Below are 17,476 nucleotides of genomic sequence, written 5' to 3'. Positions count from 1 at the left end.
GGGCGTTTGCATTCTTCATTCTATTGTAATGCTCAGCTAGTCTGGATCGCTATTAAAATAGCCCGTGTAGGTTGCATATGTTGACACTTGTGACGAAGTAAGTCCGTAACAAAAGGATACCTCAGGTATGGAGTACCCTTTCTGGTATGGATAGATTCTTTTTACAAAGATGGTCATACAATCCCGCTCCCATATAAACGAGCCATTTCCGTAATTTTCGAAATATCTGAAGTTGCCAGGGTACATATTCTGGACCTCTTCGACGATTTCGTGATTACTTTTACAACTGTCTTCATAAAGCTCGAATGCGACTCCGTGGATTAACTGTTCTCTCACAGTATCTGTAATTTCTTTTGGTCTCGAAAGTCCATAGTCCCATTCAAAAAACCATTTGCCGGAGATATTTTTCCCTCCAATGGAGTCTGTTTGTAGCTGAGTATGATAGCGTGAAAATCCAGTCATTGGCGTTTTCAATACTCCTCGTACTTTAATAGGAAATTGAAAATGTATCCCTCGGAAGCTTACCTTTTCCACCACATCGCAAGTTCCATCGGTTCTCCAGTCGATGGTTATTAAGATAAGAACTAGCATAGCAAGTCCGAGGGCGAGCAAAAACTTTTTTGTTAGGGAAAGCAAAAACTTTACCATAGGTGGTGATGGTTTTTTGTGGCCGATTTAGCTCATATTTTAGTTTGGGCAAGTTGGGTCAATTTCCTTGGAACTGACCAAAGCCCCATTTTTTTTAAAAACTAATCCATGTTGCCCTAAGGTCGTAGCCGCCTTAACCCGATCAGAATTGGTCGTAGCTGATCATTTTGTTTTCTGATCCGCCAGTTTGGCTTACCTGACTTTCTTCGGGAGATGTCTTACTGTCAAGGTCGTCACGGCATGACTGGTTTACAAAGAAGAAGACAAAATGAGGAGGAATGAAAAATACGGCGTAATGCGCCTCCGAAGGGGTAATTTTCTCATAATAATAGTTTGTAAAAGATGAAATAATTAAATCGATCCGTGAGATTACGATTTAAGATTCAGTCATTTACAAACCCGCCGAGGACAATGAACAAGCGGCAAGTCGCCAGTTATTAGGCGGTTAATTTCAAAAACGAATCAATGTTGGGGCATGCCTTTTTGCATCTGCAAAAGAAAGTGTTTCCCTTATATAGCTTTACAGAAGCAGCAACGATAAAGTGTAAACGTCTAATGTACCTTATGGGTATCTATCGAAATAGGTCTAGGTAATCCTTAAATACATAAAGCTTGTTCCGTAGCCCGCCTGATACCTCTTGCAGTATTTCCAACCTTTCAAAGTCCGCCAATAATTTGTAGTTAGTAGCCTTCGATTTTCCTGTGATTGCCTCAATTCGGGCCACGTCAATAACCGGCTGCTCGTATAGGTACTCCACGATTTTTTTTGCCTCTGCGGCGCGTGTGCCGAAAGATTGGAGTTTGACTTCAAGATTTCGTTGTAGCTGCAAAATGCCATCAAAGGTCTTCACGCCTGTTTTAGAGATTTCAATAACACCGACCAGAAAGAATTTTAACCATTGATTGATATCATTGTGTGTCCGGGCGCGCATCAAATTGTCGTAATACAAAGCCCTGTTTCTCTCAAAATAATCCGATAAATAAAGGATTGGCTGTTTAAGTATTCCTTTATTGACCAGATAAAGTGTAATCAATAACCGCCCAACTCGCCCGTTTCCATCGAGAAACGGGTGGATTGTTTCAAATTGATAGTGGATCAGCCCGATTTTCAATAAGTCGGGCAAAGGGTTGATTTCGTCATTTGCGAATTTTTCAATGTCCGACATCAGGTCCGCAATCGAACTATGCACCGGCGGTACAAATACGGCGTCATTGATACTTGCTCCGCCAATCCAATTTTGGCTCGTGCGGTACTCGCCGGGCTGCTTATGCCTGCCACGCACTCCCTGAAGTAATATCTTATGCGTCTGTCGTATGAGCCGGGACGAAAATGGGAGCGTATGCAGTTGTTTCACAGCCTCATTCATTGCGCTGATGTAGTTTTGCACTTCCTCCCAGTCATCGCGTTTTTCCATCGAAATTTCATCTTTTTCCAGAAAAGCCTCCTCCATGTTGGTTCGGGTGCCTTCAATTTTGGATGATTGGGTAGCTTCTTTTGCGATATGCATGCGAATGTACAGGTCAATATGTACATATTCCGAATACATGTCCAATCGGCCAAGGTCCCTGTCGGCTTTGCTTAGTAAGCCAAGTAGCTGCATATCATCTACATGCCAGTCCCGATTTATGTTTTCGGGTTGAAAGCTTTTATAATACCCCTGGTTGGTGACCGCGCCTGCTTTAAAGTTCTTCATCGCATCAAAAGTTAAACTAACAAATCGCTTAGTTTAGAAAATTGATGTAAATCTAAACTAAAAATTTCCTTAGTTTAGATTTTGGGCTGAAAACTAAAATAAGAAATTCGTTAGTTTAGTTTTTGGGGATAAAACTAAACTATACTACTCGTCAGATGCTAAGTTTTGACAATACAATAGATCTGTTGTGCAAAGTCTTATTTGGCGGGCATACCTTCGTGAGCAGTAATTATGTATTAATACAGCAGACAAAACTATACATTCACATGAACTTCAAAATCATCATCCTTCCGGAAACACAAACCGAAATCTGCCTCCACCGTGATTGTAATGAAGCTGGCGAGGAGATTGTCTGCATCAAAACATTCGTAATCAATTCCGAAGGAACGGAGTTGATGTTGGGGGCGAAGGCAAAATTTGATAATGCAAAGTCTGCTCAATGTTTTGTGAGCGACTATTCAGAAATGTCTGCCAAAAACTTTTTACAGTATTGTTTGAAAGAGGAAAAAATTTGGGTTGACTAACCGCCAAAAATCCGGCGATCAGTAATTTCCGTCCGGTGCATTTCCAGAAAATCACAAAACGATTTAATCTGCGCTTCCTGCGCCGAAAGGTCAATCGAATGGTCGTATTCCTCCTGGTAAACCTGATCGAAATCGGTGATAATGTACCGCAGGCTGCGCACACCTTTCGAACGTAACGCAGGAAGGTAAAAATTCTGGTGATTTTGTGCGTAATGGTCTGGCTTATAATTGCTTGTAGTCTTAATGTCTGCTGCGAACATTTTGCCCAAAACATCTACATAACCATAGAGCAATACGTTTTCAAGCTGATATTCGCAATAAAACTGGGTGCGTAACATCGGTCGCGGCAGCAGCGCCCGGACCTGGGCCAATATTTGCGGATCAAACATTTCCTCGTCAATTCCTTTAATAACTGCATCCTCAAATATAACACCCTTTCGTTGTGCCTCGGTTTGCGGCATTGGTACCCGGTTAACCCTGTTAATCAGCTCCTGTTCGCTCAGAAAGCCTTTTTCAAAACGATCATAGCAGTTGAGTAAAGAAGGATAAAATTTGTAGCTAACGGTGTGAATTGCCATTTTTAACGATGATAACTTCCATTTAATTTCGTTTTCCGAAATGGTAAGTTAAGAAGAAAGAGAGGAAACTGAACTTGTCGTTGGGTGTATTACTGTAAGAATCGGCTTCTTCAGGATTGACGAGCCTTCTGCCGGATGTGGCATCCATTTTGTCGGTACGTACAAAGTAAAACCGGTACTCTGCGCCCACTTTCACCGCTGGTAACAGCAGATATTCAAGAGAGGTGCCGACGGGCAAAATTCCTTCTCTTGTTTTTCTAATTCCCAAAGGCCCGGTTGCAGGTCCCCAGCGAAGAAAAAGCGGATTCCGCGCGCTTAACTGGCTATTGGTAAATCTCACAAGGTCGTTGTTATCGAGATCAAATGCATTTGCACTAAAATAGATCTGCCCGATTCCACCGTAGACAGTCACATGCAGCGGGCCGGGCTCAAATGCATTAAACTGCTCGGTAATGTCCCATTTGGCCAGTAGTTCGACTGAGTTGTATTCATTTACAAAATAGGAGTTGAAGAATTCCATTTTCTCGCCGCCAACTTTTCCTGCTGTAAAATCGATTTGAACAGAAAATTCTTTGGTAAACGATTTACCAATATTTACTCCCAGCATTGTGTGCATATCTTGTCCGTTCAATTCACCGAAAAACTGCGTGAGGCCAGTTCGAATTCCCGCCGAAAATTCGCGCTGCTGCCTGCGGTTATAGCTCTTTTTCCCGCTGATCCCGTTTGAAGAATAGCGGTTTATGGGTTTTTGAGCAAAAACAAAGGCAGCAGAAATGCTGAAAATCATGATAAGGTACAGCTTGCGCATAAAACCCGCGTTTAGGTGAGGAAAAGGGTTGCATTGCTGTTTAGACGTTCGTTTACGTTTTTCGTCAACCTGATACCGTAATAACCTTTGCCCTGTCAACTTTAAACCGTAATTATCTGTTAGATTTGTTCGTAGTTGAATTTATCAGGCAAGAAAATGAGTGTAGTACCCTATAAAGACAAAGAAGGCAGTAAACGGGAGCAGGTAGCGGAAATGTTCGATAATATTTCGCCAAAATATGACCTCCTGAACCACCTGCTCAGCGCGGGCGTGGATATTTACTGGCGGAAACGGGCGATCAAATTGCTGAAAAAACAGCAGCCAAAGATTATTCTGGATATCGCCACTGGTACCGGTGATTTCGCCATTGAAGCGCTGGCGCTAAATCCGGAGAAAATTATCGGCGTAGACATTTCGGAGGGAATGCTGGCTGTGGGCAGGGAAAAAGTCGCGAAAATAGGCAAGCAGGACATTATATCACTTCAAACAGGCGATTCGGAAAGTTTGGCTTTTGCAGACAATTATTTTGACGCGATTATCGTTTCGTTTGGAGTACGCAATTTTCAGAATTTACTGGCCGGATTGACAGAGATGAACCGCGTGATGAAGCCAGGAGGGAATTGTGTGGTAGTAGAGTTTTCCAAGCCGCGCAGCTTTCCTTTCAAGCAGTTTTACAATTTTTATTTCAAATATATATTACCAATCATAGGAAAGACCGTCTCAAAGGATAGTTCAGCTTATACCTATTTACCAGAGTCGGTCCAGGCATTTCCGGACGGGGCCGCCTTCCTTGAAATTTATAAGAAAGCAGGTTTTATTAATACCAAATGCATATCACTTACCTTCGGGATCTGCTCCATTTACATCGGGCAAAAATAGTTTTCGGAATGCTGCTGCTACTCTTCGCAGTGCAGGATATCAGGGCGCAGGGTACAGGTTATAGGCGAAAGCACCTTGAGTATTACGACGACAAGCCGATCCACTACGGAATTCTTTTCGCGGTGCCCTTTACCAGATTTAATGTCAGGCACAATAGCGATTTCCTGCAGAAGGATTCGGCATATGTGATCCAATCGCCTACCCAGGCTTCGTTCCGCATGGGCTTTACCGTTAATGCTTTCCTTACCGAACATTTTGACCTTCGTACCACGCCATCGGTATCTTTATATGAACGGCAGGTCAAGTTCAGTTATCCAAATGGTGCTGACAGGATTGAAAAGCGCGAATCTACCTGGATAGAAGTTCCTTTGCTGCTTAAATACAAATCGCTTCGGCGGGTCAATTCGCGGATGTATATGGTTGCAGGCGTGACGCTGGGCATTGAAACGAATGTAAAACGCGCACGGGGAGGCAGTACCTCGCGGCTGGACACAAAATCGAGCGATTTTTCAATAGACTATGGCGTGGGTTATGAGCAGTTTTTCGAGTTTTTCAAATTCGCGCCAGAGCTGCGCTTTTCTCACGGGTTGACAAATATGCTTCAGCCATCAAAAAATTCCGTCGGTTCAGGGATCAACAGACTTTCCACGCATACGGTGACATTGTATTTGAACTTTGAGTAATGGTATTTGATTCTCAGTTCTTTGTAAATTTTTTTATTTTTTTTGTCAAAAATATTTGCAGAGGAAAATTTAGTCGCACATATTTGCACTCCCAAACGACGGGGAAGAAAGGGAGTTTAGCTCAGTTGGTTCAGAGCATCTGCCTTACAAGCAGAGGGTCGGGGGTTCGAATCCCTCAACTCCCACGAATACAAAAAGGCGCTAGAAATAGCGCCTTTTGTTGTTTAGACCCTCTGCCCGCGTGGCGTCCGCTTACAAGCCTTCAATCAAACTCATACTTCATTTCCAACTTCACGTCACCTTGGATTTTTGGTACTAGGGAAGTGAAACCAAACCATTCGCCACCGCCCTCGGCCCCTCCCTGGCGGCCTGCAACAGTTACTTTTAGCAAATAATCGCCGTTCTCAACCTGTGATAAGTTCTGCACCATTTTTCGAATGTTAACAGGGGAATTGACCGGCTTTCCCAAATCGGCTTTCATACCGATCAACAGCGAGTTTTTTGAAAAATCTATGGATTGTGGAACAATACCCTGCTTACAGCTGAAAAATGAATTGTAGGCGGCCGCATCGTTGATAACACGGAAAACGATCGGATTTTCCTCATCATAAGTTCTAGTATACCAATGATCCAGCAGGCATTGGATCTCATTCTCCTGAAAATTGATATTGACCTGATTGAAGTAAGGCATCTCAAAAGGCTCAGGGGCGGGAGGAGCAGGCGACCGACAGCTATTCACGAATATCAGACCGAAAAGCAGGAGGTGAATAATGATTTTCATAAAGGCAAGGTTTTGATTGAGAGGAACATAATCAGTCAACGACGGTTACAAATATTCATTATGTGCAAATAAATATTTTTAATGAATAATGGCTATCTATTCATAACGTCAGCGACTTTCTATTCGCGATAACTAGTTTAAACCCACTTCGTCGCCCAATCCAGCAGTACCTTTTTCAAGCCTATACACCTATTGCTTCACGAAAACCTGACTTGAAGCACCCTCTCTGAGGATGTACATTCCCGGTGATAAATCCTTGATGTCAATATATGTCCTGGGCTTGACCATGCGCTTTTCAAAAACAACCCGCCCGAGCATGTCCGTGATCTGTATACGTCCACCAGCACGCGCTGTTTCGATAAAAAGATCACCCATCGTAGGGTTCGGATAGACGGACATGCGGGAAGCCTTGCCGAAATTAACATTAACGATCTTACTGTAAGCAAACTTGCCGTCATGGTCCAGTTGTTTCAGACGGTAGTAGTTTGACCCTGCCAAAGGATTTGTGTCCAGATACTGATAATTGCGAATGGTGTCTGATCCGTAACTGTGCGGGTCAACAAAGCCAATCTTTTCGAAATGCTTCCCATCCCCACTGCGTTCGATTTCAAAACCTTTATTATTTGTTTCCTGAGTCGTAGTCCATGTTAAAACGGCATTGTCATTTTCCTTACGGGCCTCAAAGGAGACCAGGGTTACGGGAAGCGAGCCATCTTTGTTGAGGCGAGATGCAAAGATGCTGGCATCAGACAACCAGACGACAACAAAACCTCCGTTATCGTCGGTGGTGATGGCTACAGGACCCTGACTTCTTTCTCCAATGGCAACCGGGGCGCCATTATTCTCCCAAAGTAAAGCTCCTGCGCCATTCAGGCGCTGGGCATATACATCCCTATCGTCGTTAAAAGCGTCGGCACTCCGAGCGTCACTCCAAGTCAACACAGCCCCACCCTCACCGTCAGGGGTTATTTGGGGACCATATTGACTGGAAGGTTGCGCACACACAGGTATTCCGTCGGCTGTCCATTGAGCAAGGCCGCTTGCATTGATCCGTTGAGTATAAATGTCATGATTGGAAGGGCCATTTCTCGCATCTTCCCAAGCGATGATTGCCCCTCCTTGCGTATCACTGATGATGCGGGGATTAATCTGATCCTCAGTCGCAGTACAAACGGGTAGTCCTCCAAGTGTCCATTGAGGTTGCCCGTCCGCATTGATTCTTTGCGCATACAGATTTCCGGAAGAATTACGAACGTCATACCAAACTGTTATTATTCCACCATTGCCATCAGTAACGGATTTTGGTTGATCTATGTCGGCAATAATAATACCCATAGACACCCCATCAGCGTTCCAAAGTACATTGCCATTGTGATCGATACGTTGTGCAAGCATTGGACCAGGACCATACGGCGAAACCGAGTTTTGCTTCCAGGTTATAATTGCGCCGCCGTTTCCATCACTAACCATGTTTAAAAAGTCATTACCATACTCTGCGTTATGAGTGACTTTAATAACGTCATTTTGCCATACGCCTACACCGCTACTATTGATTCGCTTAATATATACTTCTGATGGTTGATTAAAATCCTCCTTAACGCCACTCCAAGCGATAATAGCTCCACCATTTCCGTCACTTACAATTTTAACTCTTCCCCCATGGCAATCAGTGCATATGTTAATTCCCCTATATTGCCACTGTGTCTGACCAGTTCCATTAATCTTTTGAACATAAACATGGGAGCCATCCCGTGTATCTGACCATGCAATGATGGCATTGCCATTTCCATCACTTATCGATCCAATTTCATCGATAGTTGCAATCAGTTCATCGTTCCCTTGCATGGCACGCACGATGTGGCCCTCCTTTTCATCCCATTTAGGTAACCCGTCCGTGGTAATGCGTTGTGCGTAGATATTCGGCCCAAACGTTCGCCAATCTTCCCAGACAAGGAATGTTCCGCCATTGTTATCTGTGTGAATCGTAAATTCCCTTATTACCTCGTTTCCCTGACGTATTAGATTCTCTTGTGTCGGGTCTGTGCTCCATTGCGAATAGGCAGTCAGGTTTGCACAAATAAGTGCCAGTATTAGTAGTATTGTTTTCATAGCTTAAAGGGTGTTATTTTAAAATTTATTTGAAATGTCGTGTTCCACTTACTCAGAAATAAACGTTTTATTCGGATTTAGTCGCTTGATTAGCAAACAATACAGCTATTGCTTCACAAAAGCCTGACTTGAAGCACCCTCCCTAAGGATGTACATTCCAGGTGATAAATCCTTGACGTCAATATATGTCCTGGGGTTGACCATACGCCTTTCAAAAACAATCCGGCCAAGCATGTCTGTGATCTGTATACGTCCACCAGCGTGCATTGTTTCGATAAAAAGGTCACCCACAGTAGGATTTGGATAAACGGATATGCGGGAAGCCTTGCCGAAATTAACATTAACGATCTTACTGTAAGCAAACTTGCCGTCATGGTCCAGCTGTTTCAGGCGGTAGTAGTTTGACCCTGCCGAAGGATTTGTGTCCAGATACTGATAGTTGCGAATGGTGTCTGATCCGTAACTGTATGGGTCAACAAAGCCAATTTTTTCGAATTGCTTCCCATCCTCACTGCGTTCGATTTCAAAGCCTTTGTTATTAGTTTCCTGGCTGGTTTTCCAGGTTAAAACTGCGTTGTCATTTTCCTTACGGCCCTCAAAGGAGACCAGGGTTACGGGAAGCGAGCCATCTTTGTTGAGGCGGGATGCAAAGATGCTGGCATCAGTCCGCGAGACGATAACAAAACCTCCATTATCGTCAGTGGTGATGGCGACAGGGCCCTGACTTCTTTCTCCAATTGCAACCGGGGCGCCATTGTTTTCCCAAAGTAAAGCTCCTGCGCCATTCAGGCGTTGGGCGTATACATCTCTATCGCCGTAAAAAACGTCTGCATTTCGGGTGTCACTCCAAGTCAAAACAGCCCCACCATCCTCGTCAGGGGTCATTAGTGGACCACCTTGATTGGAGGACTGCGCACACACAGGTATCCCGTAGGCTGTCCATTGAGCCTGGCCGCTTGCATTGATCCGTTGCGCATAAATGTCATGGTTAGAAGGACCATTTCTAGCATCTTCCCAAGCGATGATTGCCCCGCCCTGCGCATCACTGATGATCCTGGGATTAGTCTGCTCCTCAGTCGCAGTACAAACGGGTATTCCTCCAAGTGTCCATTGAGGTTGTCCGTCCGCATTGATCCTTTGGGCATACAGATTTCCGGAAGAATTACGGACGTCATACCAGACTGTTATTATTCCGGCATTGCCATCAGTAATGGAACTAGGTTGATGTACGTCGGCAATAATAATACCCATTGGAACCCCATCAGCGTCCCAAAGTGCATTGCCATTCTGATCGATTCGTTGTGCGAGCATTGGATTAGGGCCATACGGCGAATCCGAGTTTTGCTTCCAGGTTATTATTGCGCCGCCATTTCCATCACTAACTATATCTAATAAATCATTACCATAATCTTCGCTCTGAGTGACCTTCACGCCATTGTTTTGCCATTGACCTACCCCGCTACTATTAATTCGCTGAATATAAACTTCTGACGGTTTGTCACCTTCGCTGGTTCCAGTCCACGCGATGATAGCGCCACCATTCCCGTCACCTGCAATTTTCAATCTTCTTGCGACTACGCAATTAGTGCATATGTTAAGCCCCCTGTTTTGCCACTGTGTTTGACCAGTTCCATTAATCTTTTGGACATAAACTTGGGAGTGCGCTTCCCGGTCATCTGACCATGCAATGATGGCATTTCCATTTCCATCACTTATGGATCCGATTTCAGCAATGGATGCAACCAGCTCCTCATTCCCCTGCATAGCGCGCACAATGTGGCCCTCATTTTCACCCCACTGAGGCAACCCGACCGTGGTAATGCGCTGTGCGTAGATATTCGGCCCAAAAGTTCGCCAATCTTCCCAGACAAGGAATGTTCCATCATTGTTATCTGTGTGAAGGGTAAATTCTCTTATCGTGTTCGTTCCCTGACGTATTAGATTGCTTTGTGTCGGATCTGTGCTCCATTGCGCGAAGCCAGTCAGGTTCACACCAATAAGTGCCAATATCAGTAGTATTGTTTTCATAGCGTAAAGGGTATTATTTTAAAATGTCGTATCGTACTTTTCAGAAATTGCTGATTATCAAACATTATATGCGATCAAACACTTTTAATACAATAATGGCTGTTCCCTCATGATATCAGCGATTTTTATTCGCGATAATACCTTAAATCCGCTTTGTTGCCTGATTCACAGTATTTTTTCCAACACTACAACTCATTGCTTCACGAAAACCTGACTTGAAGCACCTTCCCTGAGGATGTACATTCCAGGTGATAAACCTTTGACGTCAATATATGTCCTGGGGTTGACCATATGCTTTTCAAAAACAGTCCGGCCGAGCATATCTGTGATCTGTATACGTCCGCTAGCGCGCTCTGTTTCAATAAAAAGATCACCCATCGTAGGATTTGGATAGACAAACATGCGGGAAGCCTTGCCGAAATTAACATTCACTATTTTACTGTAAGCAAACTTGCCGTCATGATCCAGTTGTTTCAGGCGATAGTAGTTTGACCCTGCCGAAGGATTTGTGTCCAGATACTGATAATTGCGAATGGTGTCTGAGCCGTAACTGTGCGTGTCAACAAAGCCAATCTTTTCGAAATGCTTCCCATCATCACTTCTTTCGATTTCGAAACCCTTGTTATTGGTTTCCTGGCTGGTTTTCCAGGTTAAAACTGCGTTGTCATTTTCCTTACGGCCCTCAAAGGAGACCAGGGTTACAGGAAGTGAGCCATCTTTGTTGAGGCGGGATGCAAATATGCTGGCATCGGACAGCGAGACGACAACAAAACCTCCATTATCGTCAGTGGTGATTGCTACAGGGCCCTGACTTCTTTCGCCAATGGCAACCGGGGCGCCATTATTTCCCCAAAGTAACGCTCCTGAGCCGTTCAGGCGCTGGGCATACATGTCCACGTCATTATAAAAAATGTCGTCAGCCGGGTTGTCAGACCAACTTATCACAGCGCCACCCTCGCCGTCAGGGGTCATTTGTGGACCACCTTGATTGGAAGGTCGCGCACATACAAGTATTCCGTCGGCTGTCCATTGAGCCTGGCCGCTTGCATTGATCCTCTGAGTATAAATATCAGTGTTAGAAGGACCATTTCTCGGATCTTGCCAAGCGATGATTGCCCCGCCCTGCGTATCACTGATGATCTTAGGATTTATCTGATCTTCGTTTGCAGTGCAAACGGGCAGTCCTCCCAGAGTCCATTGAGGTTGCCCATCCGCATTGATCCTTTGCGCATACAGATTCCCGGAAGAATTACGGACATCGTACCAAACTGTTATTATTCCACCATTGCCGTCAGCTATCGATTCAGGCTGCTTTCCAATACCTGAGGAAAAGGTACCCAAAACAATCCCATCGGCTGCCCATTGAGGATTTCCATTGTTATCTATGTGTTGCGCACGTATTTCATTTATTCCATTCTGCAAATATTCCCATGTCACAATTGCACCACCATTTCCATCGCTTACAATGTTTAGAAAATTTTTAATGTATTCATCATTGTTGGTTACTCTCAGACCATTGCTTTGCCATTGACCTTCACCATCTGCGTTAATCCGCTGAATATATACTTCTCCAGCTTCAAAGAAAGCTTTCTCACCACTCCATGCAATGATAGCTCCACCACTTCCGTCGCTTATTATCCTTAATCTTTCGGAATAGGAACAATTGGTGCATATGCTGAGTCCCTTGTCTTGCCACTGCGTCTGACCAGTTCCATTAATTTTTTGAACATAAACCTGGTAACCATCCCGTGTATCTGACCAAGCGATGATGGCATTTCCATTTCCATCACTTGTTGATCCAATTTCAGCGATATATGCAATGATCTCACCATTCCCCTGTACAGCACGCACGATGTGGCCCTCATTCTCACCCCATTGAGGTAACCCCTCCGTAGTAATGCGCTGTGCGTAGATATTCGGCCCAAACGTTCGCCAATCTTCCCAGACAAGGAACGTTCCGCCATTGTTATCTGTGTGAAGGGTAAATTCTCTTAACGTATTTGAAACCTGAAGAATTAAATTGCTTTGCGTCGGATCTGTGCTCCATTGGGCATAGCCAGTCAGGTTTACACAGATAAGTGCCAGTATTAGTAGTATTGTTTTCATAGCTTAAAGGGTGTTATTTTAAAATTTATTTGAAATGTCGTATTCCACTTATTAAGAAATTGCGGACTATCCAAAAACAATAGCCAACATAGTTAAGTATTAAGTAAACACTTTATACTTATTCGTTAGTGGTCAGCGCTTTATGGCTGGAAGAGTGGAATAGTTTGCGAAAATTGCCGCAAGATTAATCGTTGGCAATTTATCCTGCAATGGAAGTGTAGCGCACGATTTAACTAGTTGGATTGTCCATTTTGCTGCGTGCGAAGATCGTTTTCCAGACAAAGCCTACAAAAACGAATTATTAAACGGTAAGAAAATTAATGGAAGTCACTTATAACTTCTCACCGCATCTCTGTCACCCAGTTCTGTAAGAATCTTCTTCAATCCCTCGATATTAATCTTCAGTCCTTCTTCCGCATCCGGAGCAAATTCCTCATTGATAATACCAATCGGACCTTTGTAACTGCTTTTCTGAATAATACGCATCATTTCCAGCTCAGCATCGCCCTGACCAACCGGCAATACTTTTACCGGTGTACCTTTTTTCAAACCAGCCAGATTGATCGCCAGTAAATGCGGCAGGATCTTCGGGTAAAATTGGGGGAAGGTTTCCAGGTCGGCTTCGGCGTGATGGAGGTTATATACAATTCCTATGTTCGGCTTGTTAACATATTTAATGAGTTCCAACTGGTTCTCAGGATTACCGTACCAGCCACCATGATTGTAAACGCCCACTTTACAACCAATTTCCGCCGCCCTCTCCGCTATATACGTCAACGGTTTTGCGTGCACCTCAATCTTTTCCTGCTGCGACATTTTATCCAAGTCCTTGATCCCGGCGATCATGCACCAGATTTCAGTTTTAATATTGTGTCTTTTCAGCACATCTAAAATAATCGGCAATATCTTATCATTTTCAGGATTAGGGCCGGAATAGAGCCAGAATGCCTTCAATTTGATATTGTGACTTTTTAACGCCTCCATTTCGGCATCGAATTCGGGAATATGTTTCTCCCGCCAGTCGTAAGCCAGCATCGTTATGCCGAGTTGGTTAAGCATTTCCGCCCGCTCTACCGGGCCGCGGTTCTTGCTGTCAAAAGGAACAATGCACCACGCGATCAGATTATCCTTTCGGAAAATGCTATTTTGAGCCTGGGATGAACCGGGTAATAGCAGTAAAATAATAATGCATTTCACTACAAAGGCGGCCGTTTTCGGTGAAGGTTTGCGAATGTTCATCCCAGTTTTTGCTTTGAGTTACAAATGAATTTGCTGACCTGTTTCGGAAGATTTGATACCAGCTTCTAAGACCTGAATAATTTTCAGACCGTCTGAAAAATCGGGGCTGATCGTTGTTTTTCCCTCCACTGCTTTGACAAAATCCACCACGGCGTGCACGAATGCATGTTCATAACCGATAATATGCCCGGCAGGCCACCAATTACCTACATAAGGGTGTACCGATTCTGTTACTAATATCGTCCTGAATCCCTGGTCACCTTCAGCATCCGCGAGTGAGAAATATTGCAGCTCATTCATTTTCTCAAGATCAAATACCAGGCTTCCATTACTTCCGTAAATTTCAAATGAAAGACGGTTTTTCCGACCCGTAGCAAATCTCGTAGCCTCGAAAGAGCCGACCGCACCATTTTTAAAACGCACCATCATCAAAGCCGCATCTTCTACTGTCACTTCACCCATTTCGTTACCTAATGCTTCCGCAGATAGATTACCCGAGGTATTTTCGTCCGCAATAGGACGCTCGCTGATAAAATTGGAGGTTAAACAAGAAACCGACGCAATATCACCCACCAGAAAGTGCGCCAGGTCGACAGCGTGGGAGTTAAGGTCCCATTGAGGTCCGGCCTGAGCTATTTCCTTTCTCAATTGCCAGGTAAGCGGAAATTCGGGGTCCACGATCCAGTCTTGCTGATAACAGCAGCGCCAATGGAAAATGCGCCCGATCTTACCTTCTTCGATCATCTTTTTTGCGTGTGCTACTGCCGGTACTCTCCGGTAATTATGGTTGAGGTAATGCACAACTTTATTTTCCTCGCAGACTTTCAACATCTCTTCAGCTTGCCGGCTGCTCATTGATAGCGGCTTCTCGCAAAATATATGCTTTCCTGCTCTGGCTGCTTCTAGTGCAATTTCGTAATGCAGGTTTTGCGGCAGTGCAATATCAATTATGTCGATATCCGGACGGGCTATTAGCTTACGCCAATCCTGCTCGGTTTCTTCCCAGCCCCATTTTTGCGCAAATTCTGAAAGTGATTCCTGATGTCTTCCGCAAGCTGCTTTAAGAACCGGATTTGCCGGAATATTAAAAAATAAGGGCGCTTTCAGCCATGCATTGCTGTGTGCCCGCCCCATAAATTTATAACCAATAATACCGATATTGAGCTGTTTCTTCATTATAAAAAGTTCAGTTACATTTTGAATTTGAAAACGGGAATTTAGGAAATTATTGAACCCAAGTTTCCCGGAGGGGTTGGCAAATTAGTCACCTCCTGCCAACAAACCACACACTATTCATATGAAACAACTGGCAATCAGGCTGCGCACGGGGGAAGTCCTGCTACGGGAGGTACCAGTGCCTATTCTAAAAAAGGGTTATGTGCTCATCAAAACCCGCAAAAGCATCATTTCCGCCGGGACGGAGCGGATGCTAGTCGATTTCGGAAAAGCATCTTTACTCTCCAAAGCTTTCCGGCAAACTGATAAATTAAATCAGGCAATCGTCAAAATCCGCTCTCAGGGCTTGATCAGCACTGTTAATATGTTGTCCAACAAGCTCGATCAACTGATGCCGCTGGGATACTGCCAGTTTGGAGAAGTAATAGCGGTGGGTGAAGGCGTACAAAACCTGCAAAAGGGCGACCGCGTAGTTAGCAATGGTTGCCACGCGGAAATCGTGTGTGTGCCTGCACATCTAGCCGCCAGGGTGCCGGAAAATGTGCCGGACGAGGAAGCCGTTTTTACCATTCTCGCATCCGTCGGCTTGCAGGGGATCAGGCTGCTGGGACCTGCATTGGGCGAGACGGTGGCCGTGACGGGACTTGGTCTTATCGGTCAGCTGACAGTGAGCCTATTACGCGCCAGCGGATGTCGGATAATAGGGATTGAAACGGATGAAGAGAGGGTATTGGAAGCGAGCGCGAACGGTTTGATCGTGTTAAATCCCCAAAGAGCGTCGGTCGAGAATCAAATTTTGGAATTGACGGAAGGGCAAGGTGTCGACGGGGTGATCATAACGGCCTCTGCTCCTTCGGATTCGATCGTGCGACAGGCTGCCCATATTTCGCGAAAGCGCGGAAAAATTGTCGTCATCGGGTCTGTCGGGATGAATCTCCGCCGCGCTGATTTTTATGAAAAAGAGCTGACTTTACAGGTTTCGTGCTCATACGGCCCCGGTAGATATGATCCAAAATATGAGGAGCAGGGTATTGACTATCCGCTTCCATTCGTGCGGTGGACAGAAAACCGAAATCTAAGGGCGGTATTAGATCTGCTGCAGTCAGGCGCGCTCGATGTCAGAACAATTATTCAAAAAAAGGTCGCATTGGAAAATGCGGCGGCTATTTATGGAAATGATCTAAAATCGAATGTTGTGACTGTGATCGAATATCCTTCCATGCCGGACCTTCCTGTCAATACACCCGTAAAAGAGATCCTTTTCGAACCGACAGAAGCAGTTATTGGTATTATTGGCGCCGGAAATTTTACCAGGCAAACCCTGCTGCCGCTGTTGAAAGGCGCGGCGATCAAATACATTTCCAGTGCAAACGGACTCAATGCATCGGAGCTGGCCGGAAAATACAGGATACCGATGGCAGTAAATGGTTATCAAGATATTTTGGAAGATTCAGAAGTCGATCTGGTGATGATCGCAACCAGGCATAATGAGCACGCACAGCATGTAATTCAAGGTTTGCAAGCTGGTAAGCACGTTTTCGTAGAGAAGCCGTTAGTCATTTTTCAGGGAGAGCTGGACCAAGTTGTTGATGCCTGGAAATTGTCCGGGAAAATGCTCATAGTAGGTTTTAACCGCAGGTTTTCCCCCTTCATTTTAAAAATGCGACAGCTGTTGGGAAATAGTTTGATGCATGTGGTTATTACAGTCAATGCAGGAAAGCTGCCTGACACTGCCTGGCTCAAATACCGGAATATAGGCGGTGGAAGGATAGTGGGGGAATGCTGCCATTTTATCGATTTGCTATCTTATCTGACTCAATCGCACATCGTCGCTGTGTGCAGCAATGCATTGCCGGTAGCACCAGGTCAGGATAGGGAAAATGTAAGTATGCTGGTTCGTCTTGCAAACGGGTCCTCCGGAGTAATTAATTATTTTTCAAACGGTCACCATTTTTATCAGAAGGAGCGCCTGGAAGTGCATTCATCAGGCCGGTCGCTGGTACTCGATGATTTCAAATGTCTAACCGGTTACGGATTCAATTCTTTTACCAAAATGAAATCCGGGCAGGATAAAGGGCATAGAAATCAATTCGATCGAGTAGTAAAAGCAGTAAAGGACGGAGGTGAAGCGCCTGTTCCTATGCAAGAAATTATCAATACAACCAGGTCCACATTTGCAGCAATGAATAGCTTAAACGAGTCAGGTTGGATTTACGTATAAGA

At 44.6% G+C, this 17,476-nt stretch carries 14 protein-coding genes and 1 tRNA gene; 5 read left to right on the top strand and 10 right to left on the bottom strand.

The window, feature by feature from the left end; translation table 11 throughout:
• Positions 1–36: 36 nt before the first annotated feature.
• Both FXO21_RS09635 and FXO21_RS09630 read right to left on the bottom strand, forming a co-directional pair.
• Positions 37–462: a hypothetical protein gene (locus FXO21_RS09635; RefSeq protein WP_149639886.1), complete on the bottom strand. Its 426-nt coding sequence runs from the start codon at positions 460–462 to the stop codon at positions 37–39.
• A gap of 758 nt (positions 463–1,220) precedes the next feature.
• On the bottom strand, positions 1,221–2,342 hold the full coding sequence (locus FXO21_RS09630; protein WP_149639885.1) for a Fic family protein: 1,122 nt from the start codon (positions 2,340–2,342) through the stop codon (positions 1,221–1,223).
• Between the two features lie 266 nt (positions 2,343–2,608).
• Between FXO21_RS09630 and FXO21_RS09625 the strand changes: the two genes are divergently transcribed.
• Positions 2,609–2,866, top strand: a complete 258-nt coding sequence (locus FXO21_RS09625) for a hypothetical protein (protein ID WP_149639884.1) — start codon at positions 2,609–2,611, stop codon at positions 2,864–2,866.
• Here the strand turns inward: FXO21_RS09625 and FXO21_RS09620 are convergent.
• Positions 2,863–3,444, bottom strand: a complete 582-nt coding sequence (locus FXO21_RS09620; RefSeq protein WP_149639883.1) for a hypothetical protein — start codon at positions 3,442–3,444, stop codon at positions 2,863–2,865. The genes FXO21_RS09625 and FXO21_RS09620 overlap by 4 nt on opposite strands.
• 22 nt (positions 3,445–3,466) lie before the next feature.
• A complete protein-coding gene (locus FXO21_RS09615; RefSeq protein WP_149639882.1) occupies positions 3,467–4,252 on the bottom strand; it encodes a hypothetical protein in 786 nt (261 codons plus the stop codon).
• A 156-nt stretch (positions 4,253–4,408) separates the two neighbouring features.
• On the opposite strand from FXO21_RS09615, the gene ubiE reads away from it, so the two are divergent.
• The 3 genes from ubiE (at position 4,409) to FXO21_RS09600 (ending at position 5,999) form a co-directional block, all read left to right on the top strand.
• Entirely contained in the window at positions 4,409–5,131 is a 723-nt protein-coding gene (gene ubiE / locus FXO21_RS09610; RefSeq protein ID WP_149639881.1) for a bifunctional demethylmenaquinone methyltransferase/2-methoxy-6-polyprenyl-1,4-benzoquinol methylase UbiE, read from the top strand.
• Positions 5,132–5,139: 8 nt separating this feature from the next.
• On the top strand, positions 5,140–5,814 hold the full coding sequence (gene porT / locus FXO21_RS09605; protein WP_149639880.1) for a type IX secretion/gliding motility protein PorT/SprT: 675 nt from the start codon (positions 5,140–5,142) through the stop codon (positions 5,812–5,814).
• Between the two features lie 110 nt (positions 5,815–5,924).
• Positions 5,925–5,999 (top strand) — tRNA-Val (locus tag FXO21_RS09600).
• 77 nt (positions 6,000–6,076) lie between these two features.
• Here FXO21_RS09600 and FXO21_RS09595 read toward each other — a convergent pair.
• The 6 genes from FXO21_RS09595 to FXO21_RS09570 all read right to left on the bottom strand — a co-directional run bounded on the left by FXO21_RS09595 (position 6,077) and on the right by FXO21_RS09570 (position 15,253).
• A complete protein-coding gene (locus FXO21_RS09595; RefSeq protein WP_149639879.1) occupies positions 6,077–6,595 on the bottom strand; it encodes a hypothetical protein in 519 nt (172 codons plus the stop codon).
• Positions 6,596–6,784: 189 nt separating this feature from the next.
• On the bottom strand, positions 6,785–6,994 hold the full coding sequence (locus FXO21_RS29185; RefSeq protein ID WP_409014836.1) for a T9SS type A sorting domain-containing protein: 210 nt from the start codon (positions 6,992–6,994) through the stop codon (positions 6,785–6,787).
• A gap of 1,815 nt (positions 6,995–8,809) precedes the next feature.
• Positions 8,810–10,732 carry a T9SS type A sorting domain-containing protein gene (locus FXO21_RS09585; protein ID WP_149639877.1) on the bottom strand — a complete coding sequence of 641 codons (1,923 nt, stop codon included), beginning with the start codon at positions 10,730–10,732 and terminating at the stop codon, positions 8,810–8,812.
• 192 nt (positions 10,733–10,924) lie between these two features.
• On the bottom strand, positions 10,925–12,838 hold the full coding sequence (locus FXO21_RS09580; protein WP_149639876.1) for a T9SS type A sorting domain-containing protein: 1,914 nt from the start codon (positions 12,836–12,838) through the stop codon (positions 10,925–10,927).
• Positions 12,839–13,165: 327 nt separating this feature from the next.
• The gene (locus FXO21_RS09575) at positions 13,166–14,077 is read right to left on the bottom strand and encodes a sugar phosphate isomerase/epimerase family protein (RefSeq protein WP_149639875.1); all 912 of its coding nucleotides are present in this window, start codon (positions 14,075–14,077) and stop codon (positions 13,166–13,168) included.
• A gap of 18 nt (positions 14,078–14,095) precedes the next feature.
• A complete protein-coding gene (locus FXO21_RS09570) occupies positions 14,096–15,253 on the bottom strand; it encodes a Gfo/Idh/MocA family protein (protein WP_149639874.1) in 1,158 nt (385 codons plus the stop codon).
• A gap of 121 nt (positions 15,254–15,374) precedes the next feature.
• Between FXO21_RS09570 and FXO21_RS09565 the strand changes: the two genes are divergently transcribed.
• Complete coding sequence (locus tag FXO21_RS09565; RefSeq protein ID WP_149639873.1) at positions 15,375–17,474, top strand: bi-domain-containing oxidoreductase; 2,100 nt, start codon at positions 15,375–15,377, stop codon at positions 17,472–17,474.
• Positions 17,475–17,476: the final 2 nt, after the last annotated feature.

The organism is Dyadobacter sp. UC 10 (assembly GCF_008369915.1).
GTDB lineage: Bacteria > Bacteroidota > Bacteroidia > Cytophagales > Spirosomataceae > Dyadobacter.
This window is presented reverse-complemented; position numbering and strand designations above follow the sequence as displayed.